The following is a 24,255-nucleotide window of genomic DNA, read 5'->3' on the forward strand; positions in this document are numbered from 1 at the left end:
CCTGATGCGCTTGGCCACAAATCAAAGCCAAACATCTAGTCTAGGGACTTCCAGCAAAAGCCCGTCCCCTGTGTCCTGACCTTACGGGAGGTCAACGCCGAAGCGGCGGGCGTCCTCGGGTGAATCAATGTCCTGGGTAGCGTCGCTCGCAGAGGCCGGAAGATCGACGAACACGGCGGTATCCGCGCCCAGAAGCCACCGCAAACTCTGACCCACGAACGGATCCTTCCCAGAATGTCCTGCCGTGGAAGCGGCACGTTCCTCGGCGACTCGATCCAACAGTTGTGCGTACGGGACGGCGCTCATGAGCCACTGCGGGTACCCCTGCGCGTCCCTGGGCACCACCAGCCGGCCGGGGTGACGCTCGATTTCGTGCCGCATTCGGGAGAGGGCTTGGCATGGGTCCACAAAATCTGCCGCAAGGAGTGCGACGACGTCTGGTTGCGTTCCCGTTTCTTGCGCGCGGTTGGTCAGTGATTCGGTAGCGCAGGCCGCGGCGGCTGCGGGTCCGGCGAGCTCGGGGCTCTCTTGGACGCGGGTGGTGTTGTGCCTGGCCGAGAGTTCTTGGTCAAGGCTCGGTGGTCCCACGACGACCGTGTGCCACAGGTCCGCTCTGAATGTTTCGTTGACAGCATCCAGAACTCCGCCGAGCAGGGTGATCCCGGAACGCCTCAGTAAAGGCTTGTTGACGCCGCCCATCCGTGAACCCGCGCCACCAGCCATGACCACTGCCGCAATAGATTGCATCGAGGCTCCCGTCCGGCCGGTGGTCTCTTCGGGGGCGTTAGGCGGCGTGTGCATCCAAGAAAGCATTCCAGCTGGGGGCTGGCTTTTCCAACTCGGTGATGTACCACTGCGGGCCTACCGGCCGAACGGGCTTCCGAGGTAGGGTCCAGCCCATTTGTCGCAGAGTTTTGTTGCCCTTCTTGTTATTGCAAGGCAAGCAGCAGGCAACGAGGTTCTCCCACGAGTCTTCGCCGCCAAGGGATCGTGGGTGCACATGATCCACGGTGGTAGCGGTGCGCCCACAGTACACGCATCGGTGGGAATCTCGTCGAAGCACTCCGCGACGCGTGACATGTACGGCTTCGCGGTAGGGGACGCGCACGTACCTATTGAGCAGGATGACAGTGGGTCGAGACAAGATTTCTTGTGGACCCACCACAGGGTCTTCGTAGTCCTCGGCGAGGATGCTCGCTTTGCCAGTGAGCACAAGCAAAAGCGCTCGGCGGAAGGTCACTACCGCGAGCGGTTCATATCCAGCATTCAGTACAAGAGTTCGCATGTGCGGTCCTCTGGGGTCCTGAGCGTTGCGGCTACGTCCTGTGCTCTAGCCGCAACTTCGAGCGTGGGATCACTTTCTAGATTAGCGCTTGCGCGTCAGAGCGCAGATTTCTCCCACCCGCGCGCACGGGCGTGTCGCAACTCACGCCGTGCGATTGCCTGGTCTTCTTGCAGGTGGAAAACAAAAGAACCCCCGGAAAACCGGGGGTTCTTTTGAATGTCATTGTCTCTGTAGCTATTAGCCAGCGAGGGTGTAGTAGCCGTAGAGCGGGTTACGCGAGACCGAGTGGATCATGGTGTCCACGGTGGGGTTCTGCGCACCGATCATCATGCCGTTTCCAAGGTAGATGCCAACGTGGCCGCCACCGTTCTGGAAGACAAGGTCGCCTGGCTTAGGGTTGCTCGTGCGAACGAACTGGCCCGAGCCAAGGATTGCGGAGGTGCCGCGGGAAATGCTGATGCCGTGCTGCTTGTAAACCCACTGCAGGAAACCGGAGCAGTCCCAACCGGATGGGGAAGATCCGCCCCAAACGTATGGAACACCCGAGTAACGGGAAGCCGTAGCAGCGATGCCGCTGAGGTTTGCCGTGTTCACGGAGGGAGCAACTGGAGCAACGCTCTTAGTTGCGGCAGCCGAGGACGTCGACGATGCCGAGCTACGGGTTACTGGAGCAACGCTGGTGGCTGCTGTAGCGGAAGAAGTCGACGAAGCCGAGCTACGGGTTACTGGAGCAACCGAGGAGCTGGAGGACGTCGAAGACTGAGTGTTAGACGTAGAAGTCCGGGTGTTGGACGTTGCAGTCCGGGTGTTGGACGTTGCCGTCTGCGCCGAAGCGGTGGACTGAGCAGAGGTGTTTTCCTGAACGGAAGACGTTTCCTCGGTCTCAGCTTCAAGAGCTGGGCTGTTGGTAACAGCAACCTCTGGAACCTCAACTACAACAGGCTTTGGCTTTGGCTTTGGTGCCGGCGCGGTCTTTACAGAAGCGCGAACCGGAGCAACAGCCTTCTTTTCCTTGACGGAAGGAGCAACAACAGCCGATACAACGGTGGACTGAAGAGCAACACGCTCGATGTTCAGTGCATCCATCGGTGCTGCAGCAGCTTCACGAGCTGCGGGGTTTGCCTGAGCTGGAACGCCCAGGGTCAGGACCATGCCCGAAGCAGCCGCGACGACAGCCGCGGAGCGACCAATCGAACCAGCGTTCGTGGCCACGGCCTTAGAGATACCCGCAATAGAGTTTGAACGGGTAGTGCCGGCTCGACGCCGACCCAAAGCAATACGCTTCGACAATTTAGTACCTCTCCCAGCGCCTGCGAGGTGAGCTGTCGGGTTCGAAGACTTTCGTCTTCGACACACGTCTATCGCTAAGAGAGTTTGTGTGCTTAACCCCAAGGGCCCAAAGTGTGTGAGGCCCAAATGGGTCCCCCGCCATCGCCAATAGCTTTCTTGCGAACGGACCTCGAGCAGCGGCGATGTTCGGCTTCCCACTCAAGGGTGCCCTTCCATTTCGTCCGAGCACGCTTTAAACGGTACTTGATAAAAGTTTCAATGTCACATTCTGATCACGAAAAGGAGACGGAATGATCACGGGAAATTAGACGATCGTCTAAAGTTCCGCACGAATTCAAGGCTCCTACCCATCACGCACAGGATTAAAGAAATCCACAGCGCTTAATCAACGGGGCGCGTTATTGTTTCGTTACACCGTAATGGTGCGAAACATGGCCGTTATTAGGCACCAGGAGTGCGCACAAAAATGTGCTGTGAAACTTCGGCTGGAAGTTCCAGTGCTCCCTCGACGCCCTCGACGCGAACCAAGATGTATCCGGGTGAGCGCTCAAGGGTAATAGTGGCTCCCGGGCGGATACCGCCTTCGTTCAGCTGCGTGAGCAGTTCCGGTTCCACCTGAATGGTTTCAGCCAAGCGCAGCACCACCATAGGGCCCGTTGCGCCGGCGTCCAGCGCGGCATCAAGATTCGTCACGGGGACAGCAATGTCAGCCCAACCCGGTCCGCCCAAAACTTCTAGGCCCGGAATGGGATTGCCGTACGGAGAGACCTCCGGCTTTCCCAATAGTTCAAAGAGACGGCGTTCGACTCGCTCGCTCATGACGTGTTCCCACCGGCACGCTTCATCGTGGACATATTCCCACTCAAGACCAATGACGTCGGCTAGCAGTCGCTCAGCGAGACGGTGCTTTCGCATGACCTCGGTGGCAAGGGTTCGGCCGGTCTCCGTGAGCTCCAAGTGGCGGTCTCCGGATACGTGGACAAGATCGTCACGCTCCATGCGGGCCACTGTTTGAGATACCGTAGGCCCGGAATGTCCCAAGCGTTCGGCAATGCGGGCACGCAAAGGAGTAATGCTCTCTTCTTCGAGCTCCAAGATGGTGCGCAAGTACATCTCAGTGGTATCGATCAAGTCAGTCATTGCATCTCCCGGAACTTCGTGCAGGAACGAGCTTCCCGCCGCCTGAACGTCTCCACTACTTTAGCCGTGGTTTCTGAAGTGTTCACATTCTGGGCACGGATGCGACATCCACAGGCTAATTGCACAAAATATAGGGAAGCGTTACTTCCTTACAGTTCTAACGTCTCACCCCACACCCCCCTGAAAGGTCCACGTCTTGACCAACATCACCATCCCGCAAGAGCTCCTGCCCCTCGATGGACGATTCGGTGCTGGCCCCTCTAAGGTCCGCGACGAGCAGATCCAGGCGATCGTCGACGCGCAGCGCACTATTCTGGGTACGTCCCACCGACAGGCCCCCGTCAAAAACCTCGTCAAGAGCGTTCAAGAAGGACTCAAAGAGTTCTTTGGCGCCCCTGAAGGCTACGAAGTCATCATGGGCCTCGGCGGATCTACCGCGTTCTGGGATGCCGCAAGCTTTGGTCTGGTTCGCTCGAAGGCACAGCACTTGTCCTTTGGTGAGTTTGGCTCCAAGTTCGCCGCGGCCACCAACAAGGCGCCGTTCCTTGACGCTTCTTCCATTTTGAAGTCGGAGCCAGGAACGCGTCCCGCTCCCGTGGCCGAAGAAGGTGTGGACGTCTACGCCTGGCCGCACAATGAAACGTCCACCGGCGTTTTCGCTCCTGTCCAGCGAGTTGCGGGCGCCGATGCCGACGCCCTTGTGGTTGTTGACGCAACGTCAGCCGCCGGTGGCTTGCATGTAGATGTTTCCGAGTCTGACGTGTACTACTTCGCCCCTCAGAAGAATTTCGCGTCCGACGGCGGCCTCTGGCTCGCCTTGTTCTCCCCCGCAGCACTAGAACGCGTTGCGCAAATCAAGAGCACGGACCGCTGGATCCCGGACTTCCTTGACTTGAGCACCACAGTGGATAACTCGCTCAAGAACCAGACGTACAACACCCCAAGCCTCACCACCCTGGTCAGCTTGGATAATCAGGTTCAGTGGCTCAATGAGAACGGTGGCCCATCTTGGGCGAGCGCCCGCACAGCCGATTCCGCCAACCGCGTGTACTCGTGGGCCGAGGCTCACCAGAAGGCCACCCCGTTTGTGGTCAACGCTGAAGAGCGTTCCAACGTCATCGCGACCATCGATTTCGATGACAGCGTGGACGCTGCGGCTGTTGCCAAGGTTCTTCGCGCCAACGGCATTGTGGACACGGAGCCGTACCGCAAGCTCGGCCGCAACCAACTGCGCATTGCAACCTTCGTGGCCATCGACCCCGAAGACATCAGCCAGTTGACCCGCAGCATCGACTACGTGCTCGAAAACCTCTAAACGTCTCTGGGGCGCTAGCCCTCGTCGCACTGAGGGACACAGACACCGAAGGCCGGTCACCGCATCAAGCTTCTCGCGGTAACCGGCCTTCGTCGTCTTCAATATCTTCTAGTGAGTGGATGCTTCAGCCGCTTCAGACTCAGCCGCCTCCTCATCGGTAGCAGCCTCCTCTGCCTGCTCTGCCGACGTGTCCGCAGGCTGCTCACCTGCGGAAGCTGCGTCGTCGTGCTCCGCCTCATCCGCCTCAATATCCTCCGGCGTCACGCGCGCGGACCACGGCACCCACTCGGGAGCCAGCAACGCGCCTTCGCCCGGGATCAATCCCAGATCGCACACGGTGATCACCTTGGAGCGGGGCACGCGCGCGATGCTCACGAACCACACCCAGCCCACGTAGCCCGCCACGTTGCCGGCAAATCTGTGGGTGACCAGGCGTTCGCCGTCAGCAGTGGCGGAGAGGTGCTCGCCAAGCTGATCCGCGTCCACAACCTCTAGAAGGCGATCACGCGCAACATCCACCGCTTGGGCGAGGAAGTCATCAAGCTTGGCTTTTCGAATCATTAGGCATCCAAATCATCAGCAACGGCACGCAGTACGGCTGCAATCTTTGCACCCTGCGCCTTCTCAGGGTATCGACCCCGCCGCAATCCATTAGAAATACCGTCAAGCAACTTGATAAGGTCCTCAACCAAAATGGCTTGCTCATCGGCAGGCTTACGCTTGGCGCGAGCCACGGACGGCATTTCATCGAGCAAGCGCGCAGAGAGCGCCTGAGCACCCTTGCGGCCCTGAGCAATGCCGAACTCCATGCGTGCGCCGCCTCGGACGCTGGTGACGCCGTCTTCGAGGGCGGACGCGTGCAAGTACACTTCTTGGCCGTCATCGGTCACCAAGAATCCAAAACCCTTCGCGGGTTCAAACCACTTCACTTTGCCGGTAGGCACGTCAAAACCTCTTCTAATCAAACAACAGCCCCGGCATGATCCGGGGCGTTCCTCTGCGGCGTGCGCCGCGCTTTCGTCTTCGGTGAGAGCTCCTCGCGGTGCGCAAAAAGGCATAGCACCGTAAAAGTCAGTCTTTAAAGGTTACGCTATCGAGGCCTTGTAGTCAGCTTGAAGACCGGGCTCAGAGGCGGTGTTCGCTGTAGGCTGTGTGCGTGAAAGCTGCAGAAAATCCCACTCCCACTTCGTCGGTTTCTCGCACCCTGCTCCTGTTGGCGGTGGGGGTGGCGAGCCTGTCACTGATTGCGCTTTTTGTCACGTTGGTGCTCTACGCGATGAGCGTGACGCCGTGGCCCGGACTGATTGCGATTGGCTTGTACGGCTTGCCGGTGGCGTTCATGTTCCTGATTGCGTATTTGTTGGTTTCTTTGCGAGCACGACGACGCAGCTCGGCTACCGCTGCCATGGAGCGTTAGTAGATATTTCATAAAGGTGACTCACAGTCGATTCCCAGCTTTCTCCTCCACCATGGTCATATGAATTCCAGAAATGCCGAGGCTAAGTTGCTGGTTGTCGATGACGAACCAAACATTCGCGAACTACTGTCAACGTCTTTGCGATTCGCTGGATTCGACGTGGTTGCGGCTGCCGATGGCCGCGAAGCCCTCGCAGCTGTAGAGCGCGAACAGCCGGATCTCGCGGTTCTCGACGTAATGCTTCCTGACATGGACGGCTTTACTGTCACTCGTAAATTGCGTGCCGCAGGACGCCACTTCCCGGTCTTGTTCCTGACGGCCCGAGATGACACGGATGACAAGGTCACCGGCCTGACCGTGGGCGGCGACGATTACGTCACAAAGCCTTTCAGCCTGGACGAAGTCGTGGCCCGAATCCGCGCCGTGCTCCGCCGCACTCAGTCCGTTGATGATGATGCGGCAATCTTGCGCGTTGATGACCTTGAACTGGACGATGACGCTCACGAGGTCCGCCGCGCTGGGGAAATCATTGACCTCTCCCCCACCGAGTTCAAGCTCTTGCGCTACCTCATGATGAACCCCAACCGCGTGCTCTCCAAGGCTCAGATTTTGGATCACGTGTGGGAGTACGACTTCAACGGGGATGCCTCCATCGTGGAGTCCTACATTTCCTACTTGCGCCGCAAGATCGATTCACGTCCCGAGTGGCCTTCGCTCATTCAGACCAAGCGCGGTGTGGGCTATTTGATGCGCACAGCCGATCGCCGCTAAGAGCTACGCTGTTGTCACCCGGTCTCGACGGCCGGGTGACGTTTTTTCATAGGGACCCATGGACCATTACAAGAAGTTTTTTCGCCAGATCTCGTTGCGCTCAAAGCTCGTGGCGCTCATGTCTGGGCTCATGATTTTGGGCATCGTGGCTACCGCGTGGGGTACGTCCTACACCCTGCAGTCCACGTTGATGCAACAAATTGATTCGGACTTGGCCGCGAACTCGGGTCCGCTCATGAACTCGATGCTGCAGTTGAATCAGCAAAATGCTTCTGACTCCGAGCCCTCAAACACGGATACCGTGCGCCTCTTGCGCTTCAACGGATCTATCCGGACCCCGGACGGCGCGGTCTATTACGCGCTTCCCACCACCGGGCAAACGGATACCCCGCAGATTCCCACGCTCACGCTTGAACAAGTTCAAGAGCTGGAGAACCGTTCCCTCGACATCCCAGGTACGTCCTCGCAATCCGATGGCTGGCGTATGAAGACGTTCGCCCTCGCGGACAACTCGGGATACATGACCATCGCGCTGCCCCTGAACCAGGCAAAAGACACCGTGGAACAAGCCACCGCGTCCATCCTGTTCACCGGGATGCTCTCCACGTTGATTGTCTCGATGATCGCGTACGGAGCCACCACGCGCGCTTTCCGCCCGCTCATCCGGGTGGAACGCACGGCCGCAGCCATCGCCGCCGGCGATCTGTCCCGCCGTGTGGAGGACTTCCCGCCAGAAACCGAAGTGGGCCGACTCTCCCATTCGCTCAACGCCATGCTTGCCCACATTGAGCAGGCTTTCCGCGCTCGCGCCATGTCCGAGCGGAAGATGCGCCAGTTCATTCAGGACGCCTCCCACGAACTTCGCACACCTCTTGTCACCATCCGCGGGTACTCTGAGCTCTACCGCCAAGGTGGCATCAAGGAACCCGAGCACGTGGCTCAAGCGATGGGACGCATTGAGAATGAAGCCAAGCGCATGGGCCAGCTCGTGGAGGACCTCCTGACGCTTGCCCGTCTGGACGAGCAACGCCCCCTGGACGTCAAACCGGTAGACCTGTTGCTCTTGGCCTCCGACGCTGTTGAAGACGCCAAGGTCAATGCTCCGGACCGCGTGGTTCGACTCATTGGTATCGATGAAGGACCACCACGCTCCGCGCCCACGCGCGGCGATGAGGCTCGGTTGCGCCAAGTGGTGGCAAACCTCATGACCAATGCCATGCGCTACACCCCGCCCGGATCTCCGATCGAGGTCGCAGTGGGTGTTTTGCCGGTCATCAATGGTCGCTCGGATTCCGTCTTGGCGATCCGCGACCACGGGCCAGGTATTTCTGAGGCTGACGCCAAGCGCGTCTTCGAACGCTTCTACCGCGCCGACACCTCGCGTCAGCGCGAGACCGGAGGCACCGGACTGGGACTAGCCATCGTGGCAGCCATCGCCGCACAGCATGACGGCTCGGTCCGTTTGACCAACACCGATGGCGGCGGCGCCACGATGTCCATCCACGTGCCGCACGTTCCGGCTGAACCGCTGGAACCTGCAGATGTGGATGCCGAGAATAGCTCCACAGAAGAGGCACCCGCCACCGAGTCCTCTACCCGTTCCGAGAGCACCAACCGCATCTCGGGAATCCTCCAGCGCAATCGGGACAAGGGTTCTAAGAAATAGCGGTTCTAGGCAGTTGCGGTTCTAAGACGTAGCGGTTCTTCAAAGTTGATCGGTAACCCTGACCTGGTTTTCCACAAGGATCTCTTCGGTGGCCCGAGGGCCGGCGGTTATCCACATTTTCTGGTTGCGGTCTGCGCCGATTCTGGAGTCTTCGTAGCGTGGTGGTGACGGGCCAGCCGGTCCGCTTGAGACTCTGTGAAGGGATCCATGATGAGCAATTTCGCCACCAACACCGAAGACATGCGCACCAAGAGCGCCAACATTCAGGCCACCGCAGAACGCATTCGCGCCGACATCAACACCATGCAGTCCAGCCTCCAGGAGCTCGAGGGCACGTGGCAGGGCGTAGCGAGCGCCAATTTCCAAGGCGTGGTTGCGCAGTGGCGCTCCACCCAGATGCAGGTTGAGGAATCGTTGAACTCGATTTCTCGTGCTCTTACCCAGAGCGCGCAGCATTACGACGACGCCGAGCAGGCTAACGCCAGCATGTTTGCGTTCTAAATCAGTCTGTTCTCACGCACGAGATCGGGTGGACGGTGGCATTTCGGAGGGACACCGTCCACCGTCCGTGGATCCGGTTCACTAGGCTGTCATCATGGCAATTCTGATTGATCCGCCGATGTGGCCGGCCCACGGAACCGTTTTTTCGCATTTGGTCTCCGATTCCTCCCTTGAGGAGCTCCACGCCTTCGCGCAAGCAGCAGAACTGCCACACCGAGCGTTCGACAGAGATCATTACGATGTCCCACTTGCCCGGTATGACGAGCTTGTTTCTCGAGGCGCCGAAGCTGTTCAAGGCACTGAGCTGGTTCGTCGTCTCGTCCGTAGTGGATTGCGCGTTCCGGCCCGCCAACGGCCGGAGAAACTGAATTCCATCCTCATGCGGCGGTGGAATCAGCTGGCACCCGGGCATGAGGACGTCGGGCGAGCGCTGGTAGCACGGTGGTCCCACATGGACCGCCACTATCACTCAAGCACCCACTTACTGGCAGTGCTGAACGCACTGGAACTCTTGTCATCTAGAAGCGAAGATCCCGGAACGTATCCCAGCGCCCAGGGGTTCACTGCGTGGTATCACGACGCCATCTACAACGGCGTTCCCGGTACAGACGAAGAACAATCAGCCGAACTGGCCGCTGCCGAGATGTCCCAGATGGGCGTGGACGCACCCGTAATTGACGAAACCGTCCGGCTGATCCTGCTCACCAAAACCCATGACCCTGACCCGGATGATCAAGCCGGCAAGGTGTTCGTTGACGCGGACCTTGAAGTTCTAGCGCGCGCCGAGAAGGACTATCGGCGATACACGGACGATGTGCGGGAAGAATACCGACACGTTCCGGATGAGCTCTTCCGTGAGGGCCGGGCGAAGATCCTCCAGGATCTTCTCGATAAGCCACACCTCTTCGAAACAGGTACTGGTCGTACTTTGTGGGAGTCTCGCGCCCGCTTGAACCTCCAACAAGAATTGCGCGAGCTACGAAACGTGTAGCCCGCGCAATCCAAGGAAACAGCCTTAGCCAGAAAATCTGGTCACTGGACCGAAGACCCGTAAACGCCCGTGCCCGCTACTTGGCCAAGTAGGCGCACGCGGCAACCACCACGTTGGAGGTTCCCGTACCGATCGTTGGGTCCATGACCGGAGCGAAGTAAGGCGAGTGGTTCGCTGGGATGTCCAGAGCCACCCGGCCGGATGCTAGCGCTTGCTGATAGCTGTACGGGTCAGCTCCGCCGAAGGTCCAATACGTGTAAGGCGTTCCGAAGGCGTTCGGGATGTTGGAGAAGTCCTCAGAGGCCGTGGCTGGCTTCGAGGTGAAGACCAACTGCTCGCCGTAGTGCTCGCGCAAAGCGGAGTGAACGTGTTCCGTCACCGTCGGGTCATTCAAGGTCAGCGGGAATTGGTCGTAGTACTCGAACGTAGGCTCCGCCGGCGATCCTGCAGCCTGGCACTCACCGCGCACAATTCGTTCGATCGCAGCGAGCACGTGGGCGCGCACATCGAGATCGTACGTGCGGACGTTCAGCAACAAGGTGGCGTGATCCGTGATGATGTTGCTCTTGGAGCCCACCTGAATGGAACCCACCGTCACCACAGCGAACGTTCCGGGCGCCAGCTCACGGGAGACCACGCTCTGGAGTCGCAGAACCACGGACGCGGCAAGAACAGCCGGGTCCACGGAGTTGTGAGGCATGGATCCGTGAGAACCGCGTCCCCACAACGTGATCTTGATGCTGTCGCCCGCCGAAAGGGTGGGGCCTTCATTGATGCCCGTGTACCCGGACTCGTAGTTGATGACGTGCTGAGCCAGCGCCACGTCTGGGCGCGGAATGCGATTCACCAAGCCGTCATGCAGCATGGCGTTTGCTCCGTCGGCGACTTCCTCGGCGGGCTGGAACAGGGCAATGAACGTGCCGTGCGCACAGTGGACGCGTACGGAGAGCCGGTGGCTTCCGTGACGGGCAGGGCATCGGTGTCCGCGCGGCACAGGACCGTTGGACCCTCGCCGTTGCGTAGGATTCCGACGACGCCAGTGCCACCGACACGTTGTACTTCGAAGCCGAAGGATTCGAGTCTTTCCTCGATGATTCCGGCGGTACGAGTTTCTTGAAAGCTGAGTTCGGGGTGTTGGTGCAGGTCTACGTACAGTTCGCGCTGCCAGGGTAGTTCTTGTTCGAGATGGGCCAGGATTTCTTGTGCAACCGTCATGAGTACTCCCAATTATGTGTGCCACTCCAATGAGAGGCGACGGCGTCCCACACTTCGCCGAGCCGCCCGCGGCCTCCGCTTCCATCATTCGCACATGACGGGCACGGTCAAGCATCGGTTACGCCTTCATTGCGCGGTTCTAACGGCGAACTCCCACCTATAAAACAGAAGTGTCCAGCCGTCACACATGACGGCTGGACACTTCTACTGAACTTATTGCGTGTGGTTCACGCGAGGGCGACGTCCTAGGAAGGAAGTCCGGTTGGCTTAGAAGCCGCCCATGCCGCCCATCTCGTCTCCACCTGGCATTGCAGGAGCAGACTTCTCAGGCTTGTCAGCAACAACGGCCTCGGTGGTCAAGAAGAGACCAGCGATGGAAGCTGCGTTCTGAAGAGCCGAGCGGGTCACCTTCACAGGATCGTTGATGCCTGCTGCAAGGAGGTCAACGTACTCGCCGGTTGCAGCGTTCAAGCCGTGACCAGCCGGGAGACCCTTGACCTTGTCAGCAACAACGCCTGGCTCGAGGCCAGCGTTGAAGGCGATCTGCTTGAGCGGAGCTTCGATGGCGACCTTGACGATGTTAGCGCCGGTAGCCTCGTCACCTTCAAGAACGAGCTTTGCGAAAGCCTTCTCGCCAGCCTGAATCAGAGCCACGCCACCACCGGCGACGATGCCTTCTTCAACAGCCGCCTTTGCGTTGCGGACAGCGTCCTCAATGCGGTGCTTACGTTCCTTGAGCTCAACTTCGGTAGCTGCGCCAGCCTTGATGACAGCAACGCCGCCAGCAAGCTTAGCGAGACGCTCCTGAAGCTTCTCACGGTCGTAATCGGAATCGGAGTTCTCGATCTCGGCGCGAATCTGGTTGACGCGGCCGGCGATTTCCTCAGCAGAGCCAGCACCCTCAACGATGGTGGTCTCATCCTTGGTGACAACAACCTTGCGAGCGGTACCGAGGAGATCCAAGGTAGCGTTCTCAAGCTTGAGGCCAACCTCTTCAGAGATGACCTGGCCACCCGTGAGGATCGCGATGTCAGCAAGCATGGCCTTGCGGCGGTCGCCGAAGCCTGGAGCCTTAACGGCAACAGACTTGAAGAGGCCACGGATCTTGTTGACCACGAGGGTTGCAAGAGCTTCGCCTTCGATGTCTTCGGCGATGATCAGCAGCGGCTTGCCGGACTGCATGACCTTCTCGAGGACAGCAACGAGGTCCTTGACGTTGGAGATCTTCGAGTTGACGATCAGGATGTACGGATCTTCAAGGACGGTCTCCTGGCGCTCTGCGTCGGTGACGAAGTAAGCGGAGATGTAGCCCTTGTCGAAGCGCATACCTTCGGTCAGTTCAAGGTCAAGGCCAAACGTGTTGGACTCTTCGACCGTGATGACGCCTTCCTTGCCCACCTTGTCGAGGGCCTCGGCGATGAGCTCGCCGATCTGGGAGTCGCCAGCGGAGATCGATGCCGTAGCGGCGATCTCTTCCTTGGTTTCGATTTCCTTAGCGGAAGCAAGGAGTTCAGCCGTAACAGCTTCAACAGCCTTTTCGATGCCGCGCTTCAGGGACAGTGGGTCGGCTCCGGCAGCAACGTTGCGCAGGCCTTCCTTCACGAGTGCCTGAGCAAGAACGGTAGCGGTCGTGGTGCCGTCACCAGCGACGTCGTCCGTCTTCTTAGCAACTTCCTTGACGAGCTCCGCACCGATCTTCTCGTACGGATCGTCGAGTTCGATTTCCTTAGCGATGGAAACACCGTCGTTCGTGATGGTGGGAGCGCCCCACTTCTTCTCGAGAACAACGTTGCGACCACGTGGGCCGAGCGTTACCTTGACGGCGTCTGCGAGCGTGTTCAATCCACGCTCGAGGCCGCGGCGTGCTTCCTCATCAAATGCAATGATCTTGGCCATAACGGCTAGGGTCCTTTCGGAACATTCATGCGTTGATGGACTTCCAAATGCCCGCGACGGACGGCCGAGTCACCACGGCATACGGAGCCGCAGTCACAAGAACCTCATCGAGAAGTCCGGGTTCACTGGGGCCGCATCCGCAAAGTGCAACCACGAGGGCTGAAACTTAGCAGTCACGGCCTGTGAGTGCTAACTCCATGTTGGCACTCTCCGTCACCGAGTGCAAACTCCTGAGACACTTTGCGCAGGAATTCTTTCCACGAGCGAACAGCCCGCGAAGACTATGGATTTTTTGGCGTAGTGGTCTTCGATGCGCCGTTTCCGTTTTGAGGCGGCGTCGAGGCTGTCGAAGAAGAACTAGCGGTCGGCTTGGTCGACGGCGGTGTCGACGTTGGAGACGACGGCTTCACAGAAGTTGGAGTAGCGGAAGTCGTCGGAGCCTTAGTGGTGGTCGGTGCCGCGGACGTCGCGGACGTTGGAGCCGCTGAGGTCGTCGGCGCCTTAGTGCTGGTCGGCGCTTTCGAGGTGCTCGGCTTGGTGGTGGTGCGAGGCGCCTGCGTGGTCCGCGGCGCCTGCGTGGTCCGCGGCGCCTGCGTCGGCTGCGGGATGTAGGTGGTTCGCGGAGCCTGCGTGGTCACAGGCGCCTTCGAAGACGAAGCAGAAGAAGACGAAGACGAGGCCGTGGAATCAGAAGACGGCGTCCAAGTAGACGTGTAGGAGCTCAGAGGACTCGATGATCCAGTGGACGTCGATGCCACTGGAACAGGCGTGGAGGTGTTGTTCTTGAACAGGTTAGGAACCACGAACAGTGCCAACGCACCCACCACAAGCGCTGCAGTTCCAGCGATCAGGATTGGGAGCAGGCCTTTGCGGCTGGGCTCGTCATCGACGTAAATGTATTCGTAGTCGTCCGCGTACTGCGGATCATCGGCGGACAAATTCGCGGCATACGGCGCGGAAGCGGCTCCGGCAGTTGCTGCCCCGGCGGTTGAACTCGCAGCAAGGGGCGCACCAAAGCCCCGGTGCGCACCAGCGCTACCGGTGCCTTCCGGAATATTGTCGAACTCGTCCTGAGGGTATTGCACGTCCGCTTCTCCATCGTCCAGTGACGCAGCGGGCGCGGGCGAACCTACGCGCCAGAAAGATGCCGCTGCTGCAAACGCGTCTTATGCCGTGAGCTTCGCATGCGACGAAGCCTCTTGACCAACATCGGATCGTAGGCAAGTGCCGCTTCCGTGTCGATTAACGCGTTCAGAGTTTGATAATAGTGGGTCGCGGAAAGATCGAACAGCTGACGAATTGCTTCTTCTTTGGCGCCAGCAAGCTTCCACCACTGCCGCTCAAACGTCAAGATGCGCTGTTCAAGTTCAGAAAGCGATGACGTTTGATCGAATTCAAAGGCGGCGTTGCCGGCCTGAGACGTTACCGAACTCACGCTAAAATCCTCACTTCTTAGTCTAGTTTTCCAGTTTAGGCGCAAATTACACGCTTGTCATTCGCTGTATTTCCGGCGTTAGATGGGAGACATGACTGTGGGTACTTTTCTGGGCGGCTTCGATGTTTCCGCGGTTCACCCGCACTGGCTCCCGCTGTTGGAGCGCTTTGAGCCGCAACTCACGCAAATTGCAGCTCGGATTTCTGCCCGGGGTGTGACTTCCCAAGGTAGGACTTCTCAGGATCGAAATTCCCAATACGACGACGCAAGCCGGCTCCCAGCCTCGGCTCCCGCTTACTTGCCCGCACCGGAGCGGGTATTCGCGTCCCTAGCGATGGCACCTTCCGCGGTGCGCGCCGTCGTACTGGGTCAGGATCCGTACCCGACCCCAGGCCACGCCATTGGGCTCGCGTTCGCTACCGAACGTCATGTCCGGCCGCTCCCCCGCAGCTTGAGCAATGTCTATAAGGAACTCCACGATGACATGGGCATTGCCCCTGCAGAGCACGGGGATCTCACCGTGTGGGTCGATCAAGGAGTGCTGCTGCTGAATCGCGTTCTCACGGTGGCTCCTGGGCAAGCGGGCGCTCATCAGAAGATGGGCTGGGAAGAGGTCACGAGTGCGATCGTGAGCGAAGTGGCGTCAATGGGGAATCCGCTTGTGGGGATTTTGTGGGGCAAACCCGCGCAGACTCTTGCGCCCCTGTTTGGCTCGACGCCTCTCATCCAGAGCGCCCACCCATCACCGCTGTCCGCGCGGCGCGGATTCTTTGGTTCGTGCCCGTTCAGCAGGACCAACCAGTACCTTGTGGAGCAGGGCGCTGAGCCGATTGATTGGCAGATTCCTGCCGGTGATGCGCAAGCGAGTCTTTTTTACTGAGACGGAACGTGTCTAGCGGCGCCTAATGCGGCGACGCTCGTTACGGGACCAGCCGCGTGTGAAGGGCCTGGCGAGGGTATCGCCGAGAACCACTCCGGCGGCGATGGCCATGATGATCATCATCGCGTTGAACATGCCCGCGAGCCCGTTTACGAGTTCGGAGGGGCTCATGGCGATGACGTACATGGCGCGGAAGATCATCAGGCCGGGCAAGAGAAACACGATCGCCGGAACGGCGATCACCAGCTGCGGAGCGCTCATGCGCATCGCCACAAGTCGGGCCGCGAAACCAATCACTACAGCGGCGATCGCTGGCGTCAGCCGTTCCCCGGTGCCGATCCAGTCGCTCACCGTGTAGGCGATGAAGCCCAACATCGCGATGGCCGCGGTGGGCAAGAGGAGTCGCACTGCGGATTGCTCCACGGCGCTAGTTGCGGCGCTGGCCCCGCCCACAATGAGGAGCATGAGCCACCACGGGTAGCTGATACTGACCACTTCGGCGACATCGAGATTAGGGATTCCGCCAAGCGAACCGATCACCAAGGCGCTCACGATGCCGGCCACAATGGCCGCGTAGGTGATCATCGCCGAGAACGCTCGTCCTGCTGCTGTCACGGGGAAACCGTTGATCGCGTCTTGAACCGAGGACACAATGCGCGCGCTCGGGAGTAACAGCATGATGCCGCCGGCCACCACAATGGCCGGGGAAATCAAGGCGTCAAAGGCCCACAGCACCATAGCAATGCCAGTTGCTGCGAACGCACTGGCCGCGGTGGCGAAGAATTCGGGAACGCGCCACTTAGAGCCAAGCTTGCCGATCTCCATCACCAAGATAGAAGACACGAAAGCCACCAAAGATCCCACCAACGAACCACCAATGTAGAGCACAAAGAGGCCAGCAAAAATTGCGCCGGCCGCGCTGACGATCCATTTGGGGAACGGTTTAGGTCGCCGCGTGATGTCACGCAGGCGCTCCACGGCCTCGGCCTGGCTCACACCGGCTTGGACAATATCTGTCACCAACTGGTGCACCAGGGCCAGGCCAGCGTAGTTGTTGGTCCATGAGCGCACTACTCGGAGCAAACTCAGAGAAGCGCCGTTCGGTGGCGCGTAGTTGACGTGAATGGATTGGTAGGTGATGTCCACGTCCACGTTGCGCAGACCGAAGGACGCCATGACAGCGATCATGCTGGTCTCAACTTCAAGGGCGCCGGCGCCGAAGCGAAACATCTGCTCGCCAAGATCCAACACAAATTCGATGGTGTTGACGGCCAAGACGTCTTGCGGAAGGGTCCGCACTTGAGGATTGGCGTACGGGCTGCCCACAAGACGATCAACGATGGAAAAAGCCTGCGTGGGTTCTTGATCGGCGGACCACATGCGCTTCCACGCCGTGCGCGCGCTGGCACTTGCTCGAGCGGCACTAACTTCAGGGTCCCGCTTAACGGGAGCTGCGGCGTCGTAATCCTTGCGGGAGGTTGAACCTAACTTGCGGCGCGCTTCTGCACGGGCCAAAGCCGCTTCCTGCAAGGCGCGCAATTCCGCATCCTCGCCGCCGTCCCGGACGCTACTCAACGCCGCTCCCTTGCTCGTGTTTAGCCGCTCAATCTCTCGCGGATAACGCTACTACGTAAGGCGCGTCAGCGGCCCCTTGAGGTGGTAGAAAACACGACGGAAAACATGCCGATGAAATGGGAATACTCTGCGCACACCCTGCGTTGGTACATTCAGATGCATACAAATTTGAACGAAAAGGGAATACCCACCATGGCACAGCTTGAAATTGGCGCCGAGACCTTCGGTGACATCGCGCTCGACGACAGCGGACAGCTCGAATCTCACGCGGACGCGCTTCGCAACGTTGTGAACGAAGGCATCCTCGCCGATCAGGTAGGACTGGACTTCTTCGGCGTTGGCGAACACCACCGCGATGATATGGCTGTCTCAGCTCCGGAAATCGTCTTGGCCGCCATCGCCAGCCGCACCGAGAACATCCACTTGGGCACCGCCGTGACCGTGTTGAGCTCGGATGATCCCGTGCGCCTCTACCAGCGCTTCGCAACCCTGGACGCCATTTCCAACGGACGCGCAGAAATCATCGCCGGCCGCGGATCCTTCATCGAGTCCTTCCCGCTCTTTGGCTACAACCTGCAAAACTACGAACAACTCTTTGAAGAGAAGCTCGATTTGCTGGCCAAGCTTGTCACCGGTGAACCCGTTACGTGGTCCGGCGAGACCCGCACCCCGCTGCGCGACCAGACCGTGTACCCGCTGCTTGAGAATGCCCCCATCAAGACTTGGGTGGGTGTTGGAGGAAGCCCGCAGTCCGTAGTGCGCGCCGCTCGCCACAACCTGCCGCTCACCCTCGCAATCATCGGCGGAAACCCGCTCTCCTTCGAAGGACTGACGCGCCTCTACCGCCGCTCCTTGCAGGAATTCGGCCACGCCGAGCAGCCCATCTCCGCACACTTGCACGGCCTCGTGACGGAGACGGATGAAGAGGTCTTTGACCTGATGTGGCCTCACTACCAGTTCTACCGCTCACGCATTGGTCAAGAGCGCGGCTGGCCAGAGGCATCACAAATGGAGTTGCGTGCCGCCCTCGCCGAAAACGGTCACATGCTGGCCGGCTCACCAGAAACGGTGGCCCGCAAGATGGTCCGCGTGGTCAAGGGTCTTGGCCTGTCCCGCATTGACATCAAGTACAGCCAAGGAACGCTCCCCCACTCCTACCTCATGAAGAGCCTGGAGCTGTTGGGCACCAAGGTGAAGCCAATGGTGCTTGACATGTTGAGCGAAGACTAAAAGCTAATAGCAGCTGCACGTCCCATTGGCCGCGCGCTGAGTGAAACACACGGAGCACACTTCGTGGATTCGCTCAGCCGCGGCCATTGTTTCGTGGCCGCGCAAACGGTTCTCCGGGTGCACCACATACCAGCGTTTGAACTTGGTGCCGTACTCGTGAATTTCGGCGGTGGGATGCACGTTGGTGATTTCTTGCGCCGACGCAAAGCCTTCGGTCCATCCTGAATGAATGTGAATATCCGGGCCAGGTTCGCGGCGTTTGACGTGAATGTAAGCGGAGCGTTCGCTGATCTCTTGAACGTCGATCGTTGCGATTAATTGAATGAGAAACGAATGGTTGTCCGATGGAATTCGTTTTTCCTCGAGCGCTACCTCAAGGTTTCGGAAAATGCGGTGTTTTGGCTTGTCAGAAATAGTTGGCGAATTATCCGTTGCGGGCTGAATCATGACGTGGGCCTTTCACGCGTACCGCTGATGAAGGTCGAGTCTGCACCTACATTGATCGTAGCCCTGAAACAACAATGGCGCCCTCTCGGACGCCAAGTTGTTCATTATTGATACTGGGTGGTTCTTACTGGACTCGAACCAGCGACCTCTCACGTGTGAAGCGAGCGCTCTAACCAACTGAGCTAAAGAACCGAGGTGTCAAAATTCGGATTCCCGAAATCGGCACCAGAATAGGTTACGCAAAATGCGGGCAGGCTCCAAATTGGGAGCTGCGTCGTAAACCCACTCCGCGATCGCTCGCGGACCTGAATTAGCCCGCGAGGACGCTCTCTTCAGCCACAATCGCAACCAAGGAATCCAACGACTGGCGGCCACTAAAAATCCGCGTTCCGGGCTCCAGAATGACGCCAGCTGACAGCGGTCCGATATCCGCGGCGTCGTACCCCATGACCTCGAGTATCTGCATTACGGCAGCCTTCCCAGCGGCGTCATCCCCAGCCACCGCGAGCGCACGGCGATCCGGATCCCCCGCAGGGCGCCCATCCGAGGCGAACTCGTGGTACCCAATGTGGTTGAAGGCCTTCACCACGCGGGATTCGCTGAAATGGCTCTGCACCACTTCCGAGGACGTGCGTGGGTCGTTCTCAAACTTGTCTACGGTTCCATCCGTGGGCGCCCAGTAGTTCATGGCATCCACCACGATCTTCCCGGCGAGCGAGGCTGGATCCACGTCCTCGTATTTGTGCAGTGGGACGGCAAGAATGACCACGTCCTGGGCACTCGCTTCGGCGGCCGTCACGGCTTTCGCGCCTGGCGCCATGAATTCGAGGATGAGCGAAATTTCGCGAGGATCCTTCGCGGTAGCTACTTTGACGTCGATTCCAGATTCGGCGGCACGTTTAGCGATCGCCGAACCTACGCGGCCGGCGCCAAGAATTCCTAACGTTGCCAGCGGTTGCTGATCCTCCACCGTCATCCTCCATGAGATTGCTGTTGCTTTACTACTTGATCCAACAACGTATGCATGTGAATGATTCCCGGGGTTCGCTTAGACTCGCTTTCCGGAGATCAGTTCCTCGAGTTCCGCCCAAAACGCGCGCCGCAACTCGTGGCGAATAGAACGGTAGTCCGTCTTGTATTCACCGATGATTTGCGCGCAGTCCTTGAGGAGAACGCGGTCAATATCCGCTGGCAAGAGTGGCCGATCCACCAGCAAGTCGCTGAGTTCTTGCTGCGTCACGGTCCCGTACCAGTGCGTGGCCACCCGGGCGCCTACCTCTGTGGCGACGCTGAGCGGCGCGTCCTCTTCCGAGCCCAGTACCAGCCCCGAGCTGTGATGAGTAGAGCTATAGACGAGCGTCGATTCTGAGACCGCAAACTGTGGCGGCGTGTACTCGAGCGGCTTCTTGGGCCGCGCGGGTTTGATATTGAGCGGGGTGGGTCGCGCTGGTTGCGGCGCGCAGGCAAGAGCATCCGCGGAGGACGACGACGCAGCTGGGGTCCCCGAGGCCGGGCCAACAGGCGAGGCTTGGGTTGGATCACCAGGTAGCGGTTCCACGGAACCCGGGGATTCCAGAACCTGGCGGAGGAAGCTTGTTTCGATCAGCGAATTGGGAATGTTGATGATGCTATCCACGCGCAGTGCAAGGTTTTCTGCCACCGAGCGGACGCCGAGCCTACTGCTGGCGTCTTCTAGACACACCAGAACAACTTTCATGCCCAAGTCTTGGGCTTCCTCAACGGCCTCGGCCAGATCATCGTCGCCGGAGAGCAAGTAGCCCACGGAGGCGGCGCGGTTTCTGGCGATTCCCACGAGGTCTAGCCCGAGTTTGAGATCCACACCTTTTTGGTTGCCCTCATAGGACATCCGGCCCAGACGGACCTTGACGCCGGGAAGCAGCCCGATTTTCTTGTGTTCGGGGGTGAAGAGGGCGTCCTTGGCGGCGTCGTACCAATAGAGGCGCAAGAGGTCCAGGCCGCTGTGCTTTTCTGTGGTTTCGAGAATGCCCTTGATGAGCCGTTCGTGATCGATGCGGGTGGCCTTGCGCAGGCTGGTGCCTGCAACGTGCATGCCACCGGCGGCATGCAAAAATCCTGCGTCAATAAAGATTGCGCGTTGTGAATACACCGCAACCACCCCCGCTATCTCTCACGTGTTGGCCTCCCAGCACGAAGCTGACAAGGTTTCCACTTTGCCCCGGTGAAACCGATTCCATGTGTCAGCAATTGGTCCTCGATACTCGTTCGAGGCTCCGGGGACCCTACTTTCGATAGTAGTGTCCCCGGAACACAAGTTGAACCGCCCCTCCGCGGAGCCGAGTGCGGTTAACCCCTGATGTTGCGCACCAGCTTCTTGTTGGCGAACTCGAGCTAAGAGACTCGCTCCCAAGAAGCGATCTCTCCAGGAACTTTGACGAACAGTGGGTGGGGCTGCGGCAATTCAAGATGCCGCAGCTCCACCCATTTTTCTGGCGTGCGTTTTTCAAGTTTCGCTAACAAGTGCTGCCATTCGTACGCCATTTGGCCACTCGTAACGGGGATCTTCGCCACCGTTTCCGCGCCGGGTTCGGCGGGACGATCAATGCGGCTGCGGTCAAAGTTGTAGCCCCGCGACGTTGCTTCATCTGCGAGCGCGGTCAAGAACGTACCAATCGCTGCGGCAGGATTCTGGTGTTCTCGGAAGCGCTCGAGTTGCGGGTGCGAACGGTACCCACGGGTGCGCTCCGCCAGCACGGCCTGAGCCAAGAGCGCCTCACGCCAACCGCCCGTGAGCGCTTGGCGATCGAGGTAGCTAGGGTGCAGGCTCCAGAGACGCATGAAGCCATTGTTCCTCAAACATCAATAATGCCTGGTGCTCGCTCGTGGTCCAGAAGAGTGCAAGCTTGCGATAGTAAACAAAAAAGCGGTGCGCCCAGCCTTTGGGAGGCCAAGCGCACCATGCGACTACTCGTAGTCGTAGAAGCCCTTGCCGGTTGCCCGGCCCAAACGTCCCTTATCGATGTAGTCACGCTTAAGGATCGCCGCGAATTCGCGCATTTCGGGGTCCTGGCTGTTGGCGTTGAGGTTGTACGGGGTGAGCATCCCGACGATGTCGTAAATTTCAAAAGGCCCGTACGGCGAGCCAGTGGCCTGACGCCACGTTTCGTCGATGACCTTGAAATCGGCCACATCTCGCGCGTAGAGCTTGGATGCTGCCGTCAACAGTGGAACCAACAGTGAGTTCACGATGTAGCCTGGCTGCTCTTTCTTCAGGCGAATGGCTACCATGCCAATTTCCTCGGCGAACTGTGCCACGGCGTCAGCGTACTGCGGATCCGTACCAGCGTGCCCCATGACTTCGCCGGTGTTCTGGCGCCAGACTTCGTTGGCGAAGTGAAGGGCCAAGAACTTCTCGGGACGGCCCGAAGCGTCTGCGATGTCGCTTGGCAGCAGGGTGGACGAGTTCGTGGCAAAAATGGTCTTTTCCGGCGCAACAGCGCCGGCCTTGGCCCACGTCTCACGCTTGATCTCTAGAACTTCTGGAACGGCTTCAATCACGAGATCGGCGTCAGAGAGCGCGTGTGCAAGATCACTGGAGGTGCGAATGCGTGCTACTGCAGCATCGAGCTTCTCTGGGGTAGCGTCCGGAAGGTCACGCAAGTACAACGGCTTGAGGTACTCCCAGCGAGCCTCTAGCTTGGTGAGAATCTCGTCAGTGAGATCGTAGGCAACAACGTCTTTACCGTTGTATGCGGCCTGAAAAGCGATTTGTGATCCGAGCACACCCGTGCCGAGGACCGTGAGGTTTTGCATGACTTCTCCTGTTGTGAAATGAGAGCTACGGGCGAAGCCCGCGCCTCTAATGCTCTGCGTGTCACCGCATAGTCGCGGTGGTCAATGGGATGGAGTTGGGTGGTTTCGAGCTATCTATATTGATAGAGAAAATGCTGTGCAAAAATTATACTATAATGCTTCAAATACCACCCGCCATAAAACCGAAATCTCTTAAGTCAATGAGTGATTCAAGGGCTCGCATGAGCTTTATATTCCCGCTCAGGAATTGCCCAACATCTAGACCGCAACGCTGCGATCATGACGGTAGGAGTGTTGATATTTTCGGCGGACATGACTGCACTGTCACTCCACGGTTATAACGGTGCCGGCAGTGGATATCGGTTCGCACTTTGCACTTGTTTTTTCGAATTCCGGGAGCACCATAGCTCGATGAGGTTTCAACGGTGTGGCGCACTCTAACCGCGCATTGCAACAAGATTTCGGAGATCCGCATCCTTCTAGATCGCTACAGGGTCCTTGACCCGTTCACTCATAACTTTGAGGCCAAGAGTTTCGCAACTTGAACGTACCCGGCGCCGCTGAGATGCAGTCCGTCGTTTGCTAGCATTCCATCCTGCGAAAGCGCGTCTGTCACGTCGACAACAACCGCGTTATGTTGTGCGGAAACTTCGTTGATAGTCAGGTTGACTGCGCTTGTGTCAAACCCCCTAGCGGGAGGCGCCGTGAGTGTAATTATGCGAGCATCCGTTGCAGATTCGATGGCGCGCAGGAGTTGTTCGTAGTCTTGCGCAAAATCGACGGAATCGAGCGCATCATTCGTGCCGGCCCACACAATGACTGTTTGAGTTTCAGGATGAATCTTGGACGCCCAACCCGTAATTTCGGATGTCTTTGCACCGTAAATTCCACGGTTGGCAACCGGACGCTCCAACAGTTCACTCCAGCGTCCTTGCTCTACAAGGGAGTCGCCAATAACGAGCGTGTCTGCGCCAGGTAAATCATCGAATCTTTCGTCTGCGAAGAACTGGAAGGCCGTTCGACGCGGCTCAACGATCCCTGCCTGTTCAGCCACGGTTCGAGGGCCAACATGGGCCGTGTACCAGCCAATAGCAGCAAGCCCCAGCACGTTCAGCGCTATCGAAAGGATGAGGACGATCTTCCAGATCTTGGACATGATCCAAAGCTAGCGAATCGGGTCGCTATCCGGTGGAATTGAGTCAGGCCATGACGTTCCAGACATAAGTGGAGCCCCCTACCGGATTCGAACCGGTGACCCCCTGTTTACAAGACAGGTGCTCTGGCCAACTGAGCTAAGGAGGCACGTTCACATTCGGCGGCGAACCCCCGAATTATCAACCCGTTAATGTTAGCTGAACTTCAGCACCGGAACGAATCGCCTCTCCACATCCCACCCGGCCGCCGCGCGG

26 protein-coding genes, 2 tRNA genes and 1 riboswitch are annotated in these 24,255 nt (G+C 58.9%); of the genes, 8 read left to right on the forward strand and 20 right to left on the reverse strand.

The features are described from left to right. Window positions 1-81: 81 nt before the first annotated feature. From HD598_RS04930 to HD598_RS04945, 4 genes are all read right to left on the reverse strand, one after another. Window positions 82-801 carry a nucleotidyltransferase family protein gene (locus tag HD598_RS04930; protein WP_183664229.1) on the reverse strand — a complete coding sequence of 240 codons (720 nt, stop codon included), beginning with the start codon at window positions 799-801 and terminating at the stop codon, window positions 82-84. Continuing rightward, complete coding sequence (locus HD598_RS04935; RefSeq protein ID WP_071894096.1) at window positions 785-1,285, reverse strand: HNH endonuclease; 501 nt, start codon at window positions 1,283-1,285, stop codon at window positions 785-787. Before HD598_RS04935 ends, HD598_RS04930 begins: the two co-directional genes overlap by 17 nt. Window positions 1,286-1,522: 237 nt before the next feature. Then, entirely contained in the window at window positions 1,523-2,575 is a 1,053-nt protein-coding gene (locus HD598_RS04940; RefSeq protein ID WP_260170495.1) for a C40 family peptidase, read from the reverse strand. Window positions 2,576-2,578: 3 nt separating this feature from the next. Beyond that, window positions 2,579-2,767, reverse strand: a riboswitch (cyclic di-AMP (ydaO/yuaA leader). A 249-nt stretch (window positions 2,768-3,016) separates the two neighbouring features. Continuing rightward, window positions 3,017-3,715: a metal-dependent transcriptional regulator gene (locus HD598_RS04945; RefSeq protein WP_183664231.1), complete on the reverse strand. Its 699-nt coding sequence runs from the start codon at window positions 3,713-3,715 to the stop codon at window positions 3,017-3,019. A gap of 196 nt (window positions 3,716-3,911) precedes the next feature. Here HD598_RS04945 and serC point away from each other — a divergent pair, with 196 nt between their 5' ends. Next, complete coding sequence (gene serC / locus HD598_RS04950; RefSeq protein ID WP_183664233.1) at window positions 3,912-5,030, forward strand: phosphoserine transaminase; 1,119 nt, start codon at window positions 3,912-3,914, stop codon at window positions 5,028-5,030. Between the two features lie 108 nt (window positions 5,031-5,138). Here the strand turns inward: serC and HD598_RS04955 are convergent, their stop codons facing one another. Then, window positions 5,139-5,591, reverse strand: coding sequence for a DUF3027 domain-containing protein (locus HD598_RS04955; RefSeq protein ID WP_183664235.1), 453 nt, complete (start codon window positions 5,589-5,591; stop codon window positions 5,139-5,141). After that, entirely contained in the window at window positions 5,591-5,974 is a 384-nt protein-coding gene (locus HD598_RS04960; RefSeq protein ID WP_071894101.1) for a cold-shock protein, read from the reverse strand. The genes HD598_RS04955 and HD598_RS04960 overlap by 1 nt, the downstream gene beginning before the upstream one ends. Window positions 5,975-6,186: 212 nt before the next feature. On the opposite strand from HD598_RS04960, the gene HD598_RS04965 reads away from it, so the two are divergent. The 5 genes from HD598_RS04965 (at window position 6,187) to HD598_RS04985 (ending at window position 10,376) form a co-directional block, all read left to right on the forward strand. Next, a complete protein-coding gene (locus HD598_RS04965) occupies window positions 6,187-6,447 on the forward strand; it encodes a hypothetical protein (protein ID WP_157103233.1) in 261 nt (86 codons plus the stop codon). A 60-nt stretch (window positions 6,448-6,507) separates the two neighbouring features. Continuing rightward, entirely contained in the window at window positions 6,508-7,218 is a 711-nt protein-coding gene (locus tag HD598_RS04970; protein WP_071894103.1) for a response regulator transcription factor, read from the forward strand. A gap of 58 nt (window positions 7,219-7,276) precedes the next feature. After that, window positions 7,277-8,884, forward strand: coding sequence for a sensor histidine kinase (locus tag HD598_RS04975; RefSeq protein WP_183664237.1), 1,608 nt, complete (start codon window positions 7,277-7,279; stop codon window positions 8,882-8,884). Window positions 8,885-9,091: 207 nt separating this feature from the next. Further along, on the forward strand, window positions 9,092-9,385 hold the full coding sequence (locus HD598_RS04980) for a WXG100 family type VII secretion target (protein ID WP_260170496.1): 294 nt from the start codon (window positions 9,092-9,094) through the stop codon (window positions 9,383-9,385). Between the two features lie 94 nt (window positions 9,386-9,479). Further along, window positions 9,480-10,376, forward strand: coding sequence for a DUF4031 domain-containing protein (locus tag HD598_RS04985; protein ID WP_183664239.1), 897 nt, complete (start codon window positions 9,480-9,482; stop codon window positions 10,374-10,376). 76 nt (window positions 10,377-10,452) lie between these two features. Here the strand turns inward: HD598_RS04985 and HD598_RS04990 are convergent, their stop codons facing one another. The 5 genes from HD598_RS04990 to HD598_RS05005 form a co-directional block, all read right to left on the reverse strand. Beyond that, window positions 10,453-11,241: a M20/M25/M40 family metallo-hydrolase gene (locus HD598_RS04990; RefSeq protein WP_311538955.1), complete on the reverse strand. Its 789-nt coding sequence runs from the start codon at window positions 11,239-11,241 to the stop codon at window positions 10,453-10,455. Further along, window positions 11,220-11,591: a zinc-binding metallopeptidase family protein gene (locus HD598_RS13720; RefSeq protein ID WP_311538956.1), complete on the reverse strand. Its 372-nt coding sequence runs from the start codon at window positions 11,589-11,591 to the stop codon at window positions 11,220-11,222. The genes HD598_RS04990 and HD598_RS13720 overlap by 22 nt, the downstream gene beginning before the upstream one ends. A gap of 267 nt (window positions 11,592-11,858) precedes the next feature. Beyond that, a complete protein-coding gene (gene groL, locus HD598_RS04995) occupies window positions 11,859-13,487 on the reverse strand; it encodes a chaperonin GroEL (protein ID WP_071894107.1) in 1,629 nt (542 codons plus the stop codon). Window positions 13,488-13,768: 281 nt separating this feature from the next. Beyond that, entirely contained in the window at window positions 13,769-14,572 is an 804-nt protein-coding gene (locus tag HD598_RS05000; protein WP_183664240.1) for a hypothetical protein, read from the reverse strand. A gap of 44 nt (window positions 14,573-14,616) precedes the next feature. After that, window positions 14,617-14,922, reverse strand: a complete 306-nt coding sequence (locus tag HD598_RS05005; RefSeq protein ID WP_183664242.1) for a DUF3263 domain-containing protein — start codon at window positions 14,920-14,922, stop codon at window positions 14,617-14,619. A 91-nt stretch (window positions 14,923-15,013) separates the two neighbouring features. Here HD598_RS05005 and HD598_RS05010 point away from each other — a divergent pair, with 91 nt between their 5' ends. Further along, window positions 15,014-15,802, forward strand: a complete 789-nt coding sequence (locus HD598_RS05010) for a uracil-DNA glycosylase (RefSeq protein ID WP_183664244.1) — start codon at window positions 15,014-15,016, stop codon at window positions 15,800-15,802. A 12-nt stretch (window positions 15,803-15,814) separates the two neighbouring features. Here HD598_RS05010 and HD598_RS05015 read toward each other — a convergent pair whose 3' ends face one another. Continuing rightward, window positions 15,815-17,377, reverse strand: a complete 1,563-nt coding sequence (locus HD598_RS05015) for a threonine/serine exporter family protein (RefSeq protein ID WP_183664246.1) — start codon at window positions 17,375-17,377, stop codon at window positions 15,815-15,817. Window positions 17,378-17,569: 192 nt separating this feature from the next. Here HD598_RS05015 and HD598_RS05020 point away from each other — a divergent pair, with 192 nt between their 5' ends. Then, on the forward strand, window positions 17,570-18,607 hold the full coding sequence (locus tag HD598_RS05020; RefSeq protein WP_183664248.1) for an LLM class flavin-dependent oxidoreductase: 1,038 nt from the start codon (window positions 17,570-17,572) through the stop codon (window positions 18,605-18,607). Window positions 18,608-18,610: 3 nt separating this feature from the next. Here HD598_RS05020 and HD598_RS05025 read toward each other — a convergent pair whose 3' ends face one another. The 8 genes from HD598_RS05025 to HD598_RS05060 form a co-directional block, all read right to left on the reverse strand. After that, window positions 18,611-19,054, reverse strand: coding sequence for a hypothetical protein (locus HD598_RS05025; protein WP_071894111.1), 444 nt, complete (start codon window positions 19,052-19,054; stop codon window positions 18,611-18,613). A 118-nt stretch (window positions 19,055-19,172) separates the two neighbouring features. After that, a tRNA-Val gene (locus HD598_RS05030) sits at window positions 19,173-19,246 on the reverse strand. 118 nt (window positions 19,247-19,364) lie between these two features. Beyond that, on the reverse strand, window positions 19,365-20,030 hold the full coding sequence (locus HD598_RS05035) for an NADPH-dependent F420 reductase (protein ID WP_183664250.1): 666 nt from the start codon (window positions 20,028-20,030) through the stop codon (window positions 19,365-19,367). Between the two features lie 72 nt (window positions 20,031-20,102). Beyond that, window positions 20,103-21,182, reverse strand: a complete 1,080-nt coding sequence (locus tag HD598_RS05040; RefSeq protein ID WP_183664252.1) for an NYN domain-containing protein — start codon at window positions 21,180-21,182, stop codon at window positions 20,103-20,105. A gap of 242 nt (window positions 21,183-21,424) precedes the next feature. Continuing rightward, window positions 21,425-21,871, reverse strand: a complete 447-nt coding sequence (locus HD598_RS05045; RefSeq protein WP_183664254.1) for a pyrimidine dimer DNA glycosylase/endonuclease V — start codon at window positions 21,869-21,871, stop codon at window positions 21,425-21,427. 126 nt (window positions 21,872-21,997) lie between these two features. Further along, the gene (locus HD598_RS05050) at window positions 21,998-22,846 is read right to left on the reverse strand and encodes a 3-hydroxyacyl-CoA dehydrogenase (protein ID WP_183664257.1); all 849 of its coding nucleotides are present in this window, start codon (window positions 22,844-22,846) and stop codon (window positions 21,998-22,000) included. A 511-nt stretch (window positions 22,847-23,357) separates the two neighbouring features. Next, a complete protein-coding gene (locus tag HD598_RS05055; RefSeq protein ID WP_183664259.1) occupies window positions 23,358-24,002 on the reverse strand; it encodes an SGNH/GDSL hydrolase family protein in 645 nt (214 codons plus the stop codon). 69 nt (window positions 24,003-24,071) lie between these two features. After that, window positions 24,072-24,148: transfer RNA gene (locus tag HD598_RS05060), tRNA-Thr, on the reverse strand. Window positions 24,149-24,255 lie beyond the last annotated feature (107 nt).

This window comes from Neomicrococcus aestuarii, from assembly GCF_014201135.1.
Taxonomy (GTDB): Bacteria; Actinomycetota; Actinomycetes; order Actinomycetales; family Micrococcaceae; genus Neomicrococcus; species Neomicrococcus aestuarii.

Excerpts from the sequence above, each read along its gene's own strand:
- groL (WP_071894107.1), bottom strand. The coding sequence starts at position 13,487 with ATGGCCAAGATCATTGCATTTGATGAGGAAGCACGCCGCGGCCTCGAG.
- HD598_RS13720 (WP_311538956.1), bottom strand. The coding sequence starts at position 11,591 with ATGACGGTTGCACAAGAAATCCTGGCCCATCTCGAACAAGAACTACCC.
- HD598_RS04985 (WP_183664239.1), top strand. The coding sequence starts at position 9,480 with ATGGCAATTCTGATTGATCCGCCGATGTGGCCGGCCCACGGAACCGTT.
- HD598_RS05050 (WP_183664257.1), bottom strand. The coding sequence starts at position 22,846 with ATGCAAAACCTCACGGTCCTCGGCACGGGTGTGCTCGGATCACAAATC.
- HD598_RS05035 (WP_183664250.1), bottom strand. The coding sequence starts at position 20,030 with ATGACGGTGGAGGATCAGCAACCGCTGGCAACGTTAGGAATTCTTGGC.
- HD598_RS04990 (WP_311538955.1), bottom strand. The coding sequence starts at position 11,241 with ATGCTGCATGACGGCTTGGTGAATCGCATTCCGCGCCCAGACGTGGCG.
- HD598_RS04945 (WP_183664231.1), bottom strand. The coding sequence starts at position 3,715 with ATGACTGACTTGATCGATACCACTGAGATGTACTTGCGCACCATCTTG.
- HD598_RS05010 (WP_183664244.1), top strand. The coding sequence starts at position 15,014 with ATGACTGTGGGTACTTTTCTGGGCGGCTTCGATGTTTCCGCGGTTCAC.
- HD598_RS05045 (WP_183664254.1), bottom strand. The coding sequence starts at position 21,871 with ATGCGTCTCTGGAGCCTGCACCCTAGCTACCTCGATCGCCAAGCGCTC.
- HD598_RS05055 (WP_183664259.1), bottom strand. The coding sequence starts at position 24,002 with ATGTCCAAGATCTGGAAGATCGTCCTCATCCTTTCGATAGCGCTGAAC.
- HD598_RS04975 (WP_183664237.1), top strand. The coding sequence starts at position 7,277 with ATGGACCATTACAAGAAGTTTTTTCGCCAGATCTCGTTGCGCTCAAAG.
- HD598_RS05025 (WP_071894111.1), bottom strand. The coding sequence starts at position 19,054 with ATGATTCAGCCCGCAACGGATAATTCGCCAACTATTTCTGACAAGCCA.
- HD598_RS04935 (WP_071894096.1), bottom strand. The coding sequence starts at position 1,285 with ATGCGAACTCTTGTACTGAATGCTGGATATGAACCGCTCGCGGTAGTG.
- HD598_RS04980 (WP_260170496.1), top strand. The coding sequence starts at position 9,092 with ATGATGAGCAATTTCGCCACCAACACCGAAGACATGCGCACCAAGAGC.
- HD598_RS04930 (WP_183664229.1), bottom strand. The coding sequence starts at position 801 with ATGCACACGCCGCCTAACGCCCCCGAAGAGACCACCGGCCGGACGGGA.
- HD598_RS05020 (WP_183664248.1), top strand. The coding sequence starts at position 17,570 with ATGGCACAGCTTGAAATTGGCGCCGAGACCTTCGGTGACATCGCGCTC.
- HD598_RS04955 (WP_183664235.1), bottom strand. The coding sequence starts at position 5,591 with ATGATTCGAAAAGCCAAGCTTGATGACTTCCTCGCCCAAGCGGTGGAT.
- HD598_RS04970 (WP_071894103.1), top strand. The coding sequence starts at position 6,508 with ATGAATTCCAGAAATGCCGAGGCTAAGTTGCTGGTTGTCGATGACGAA.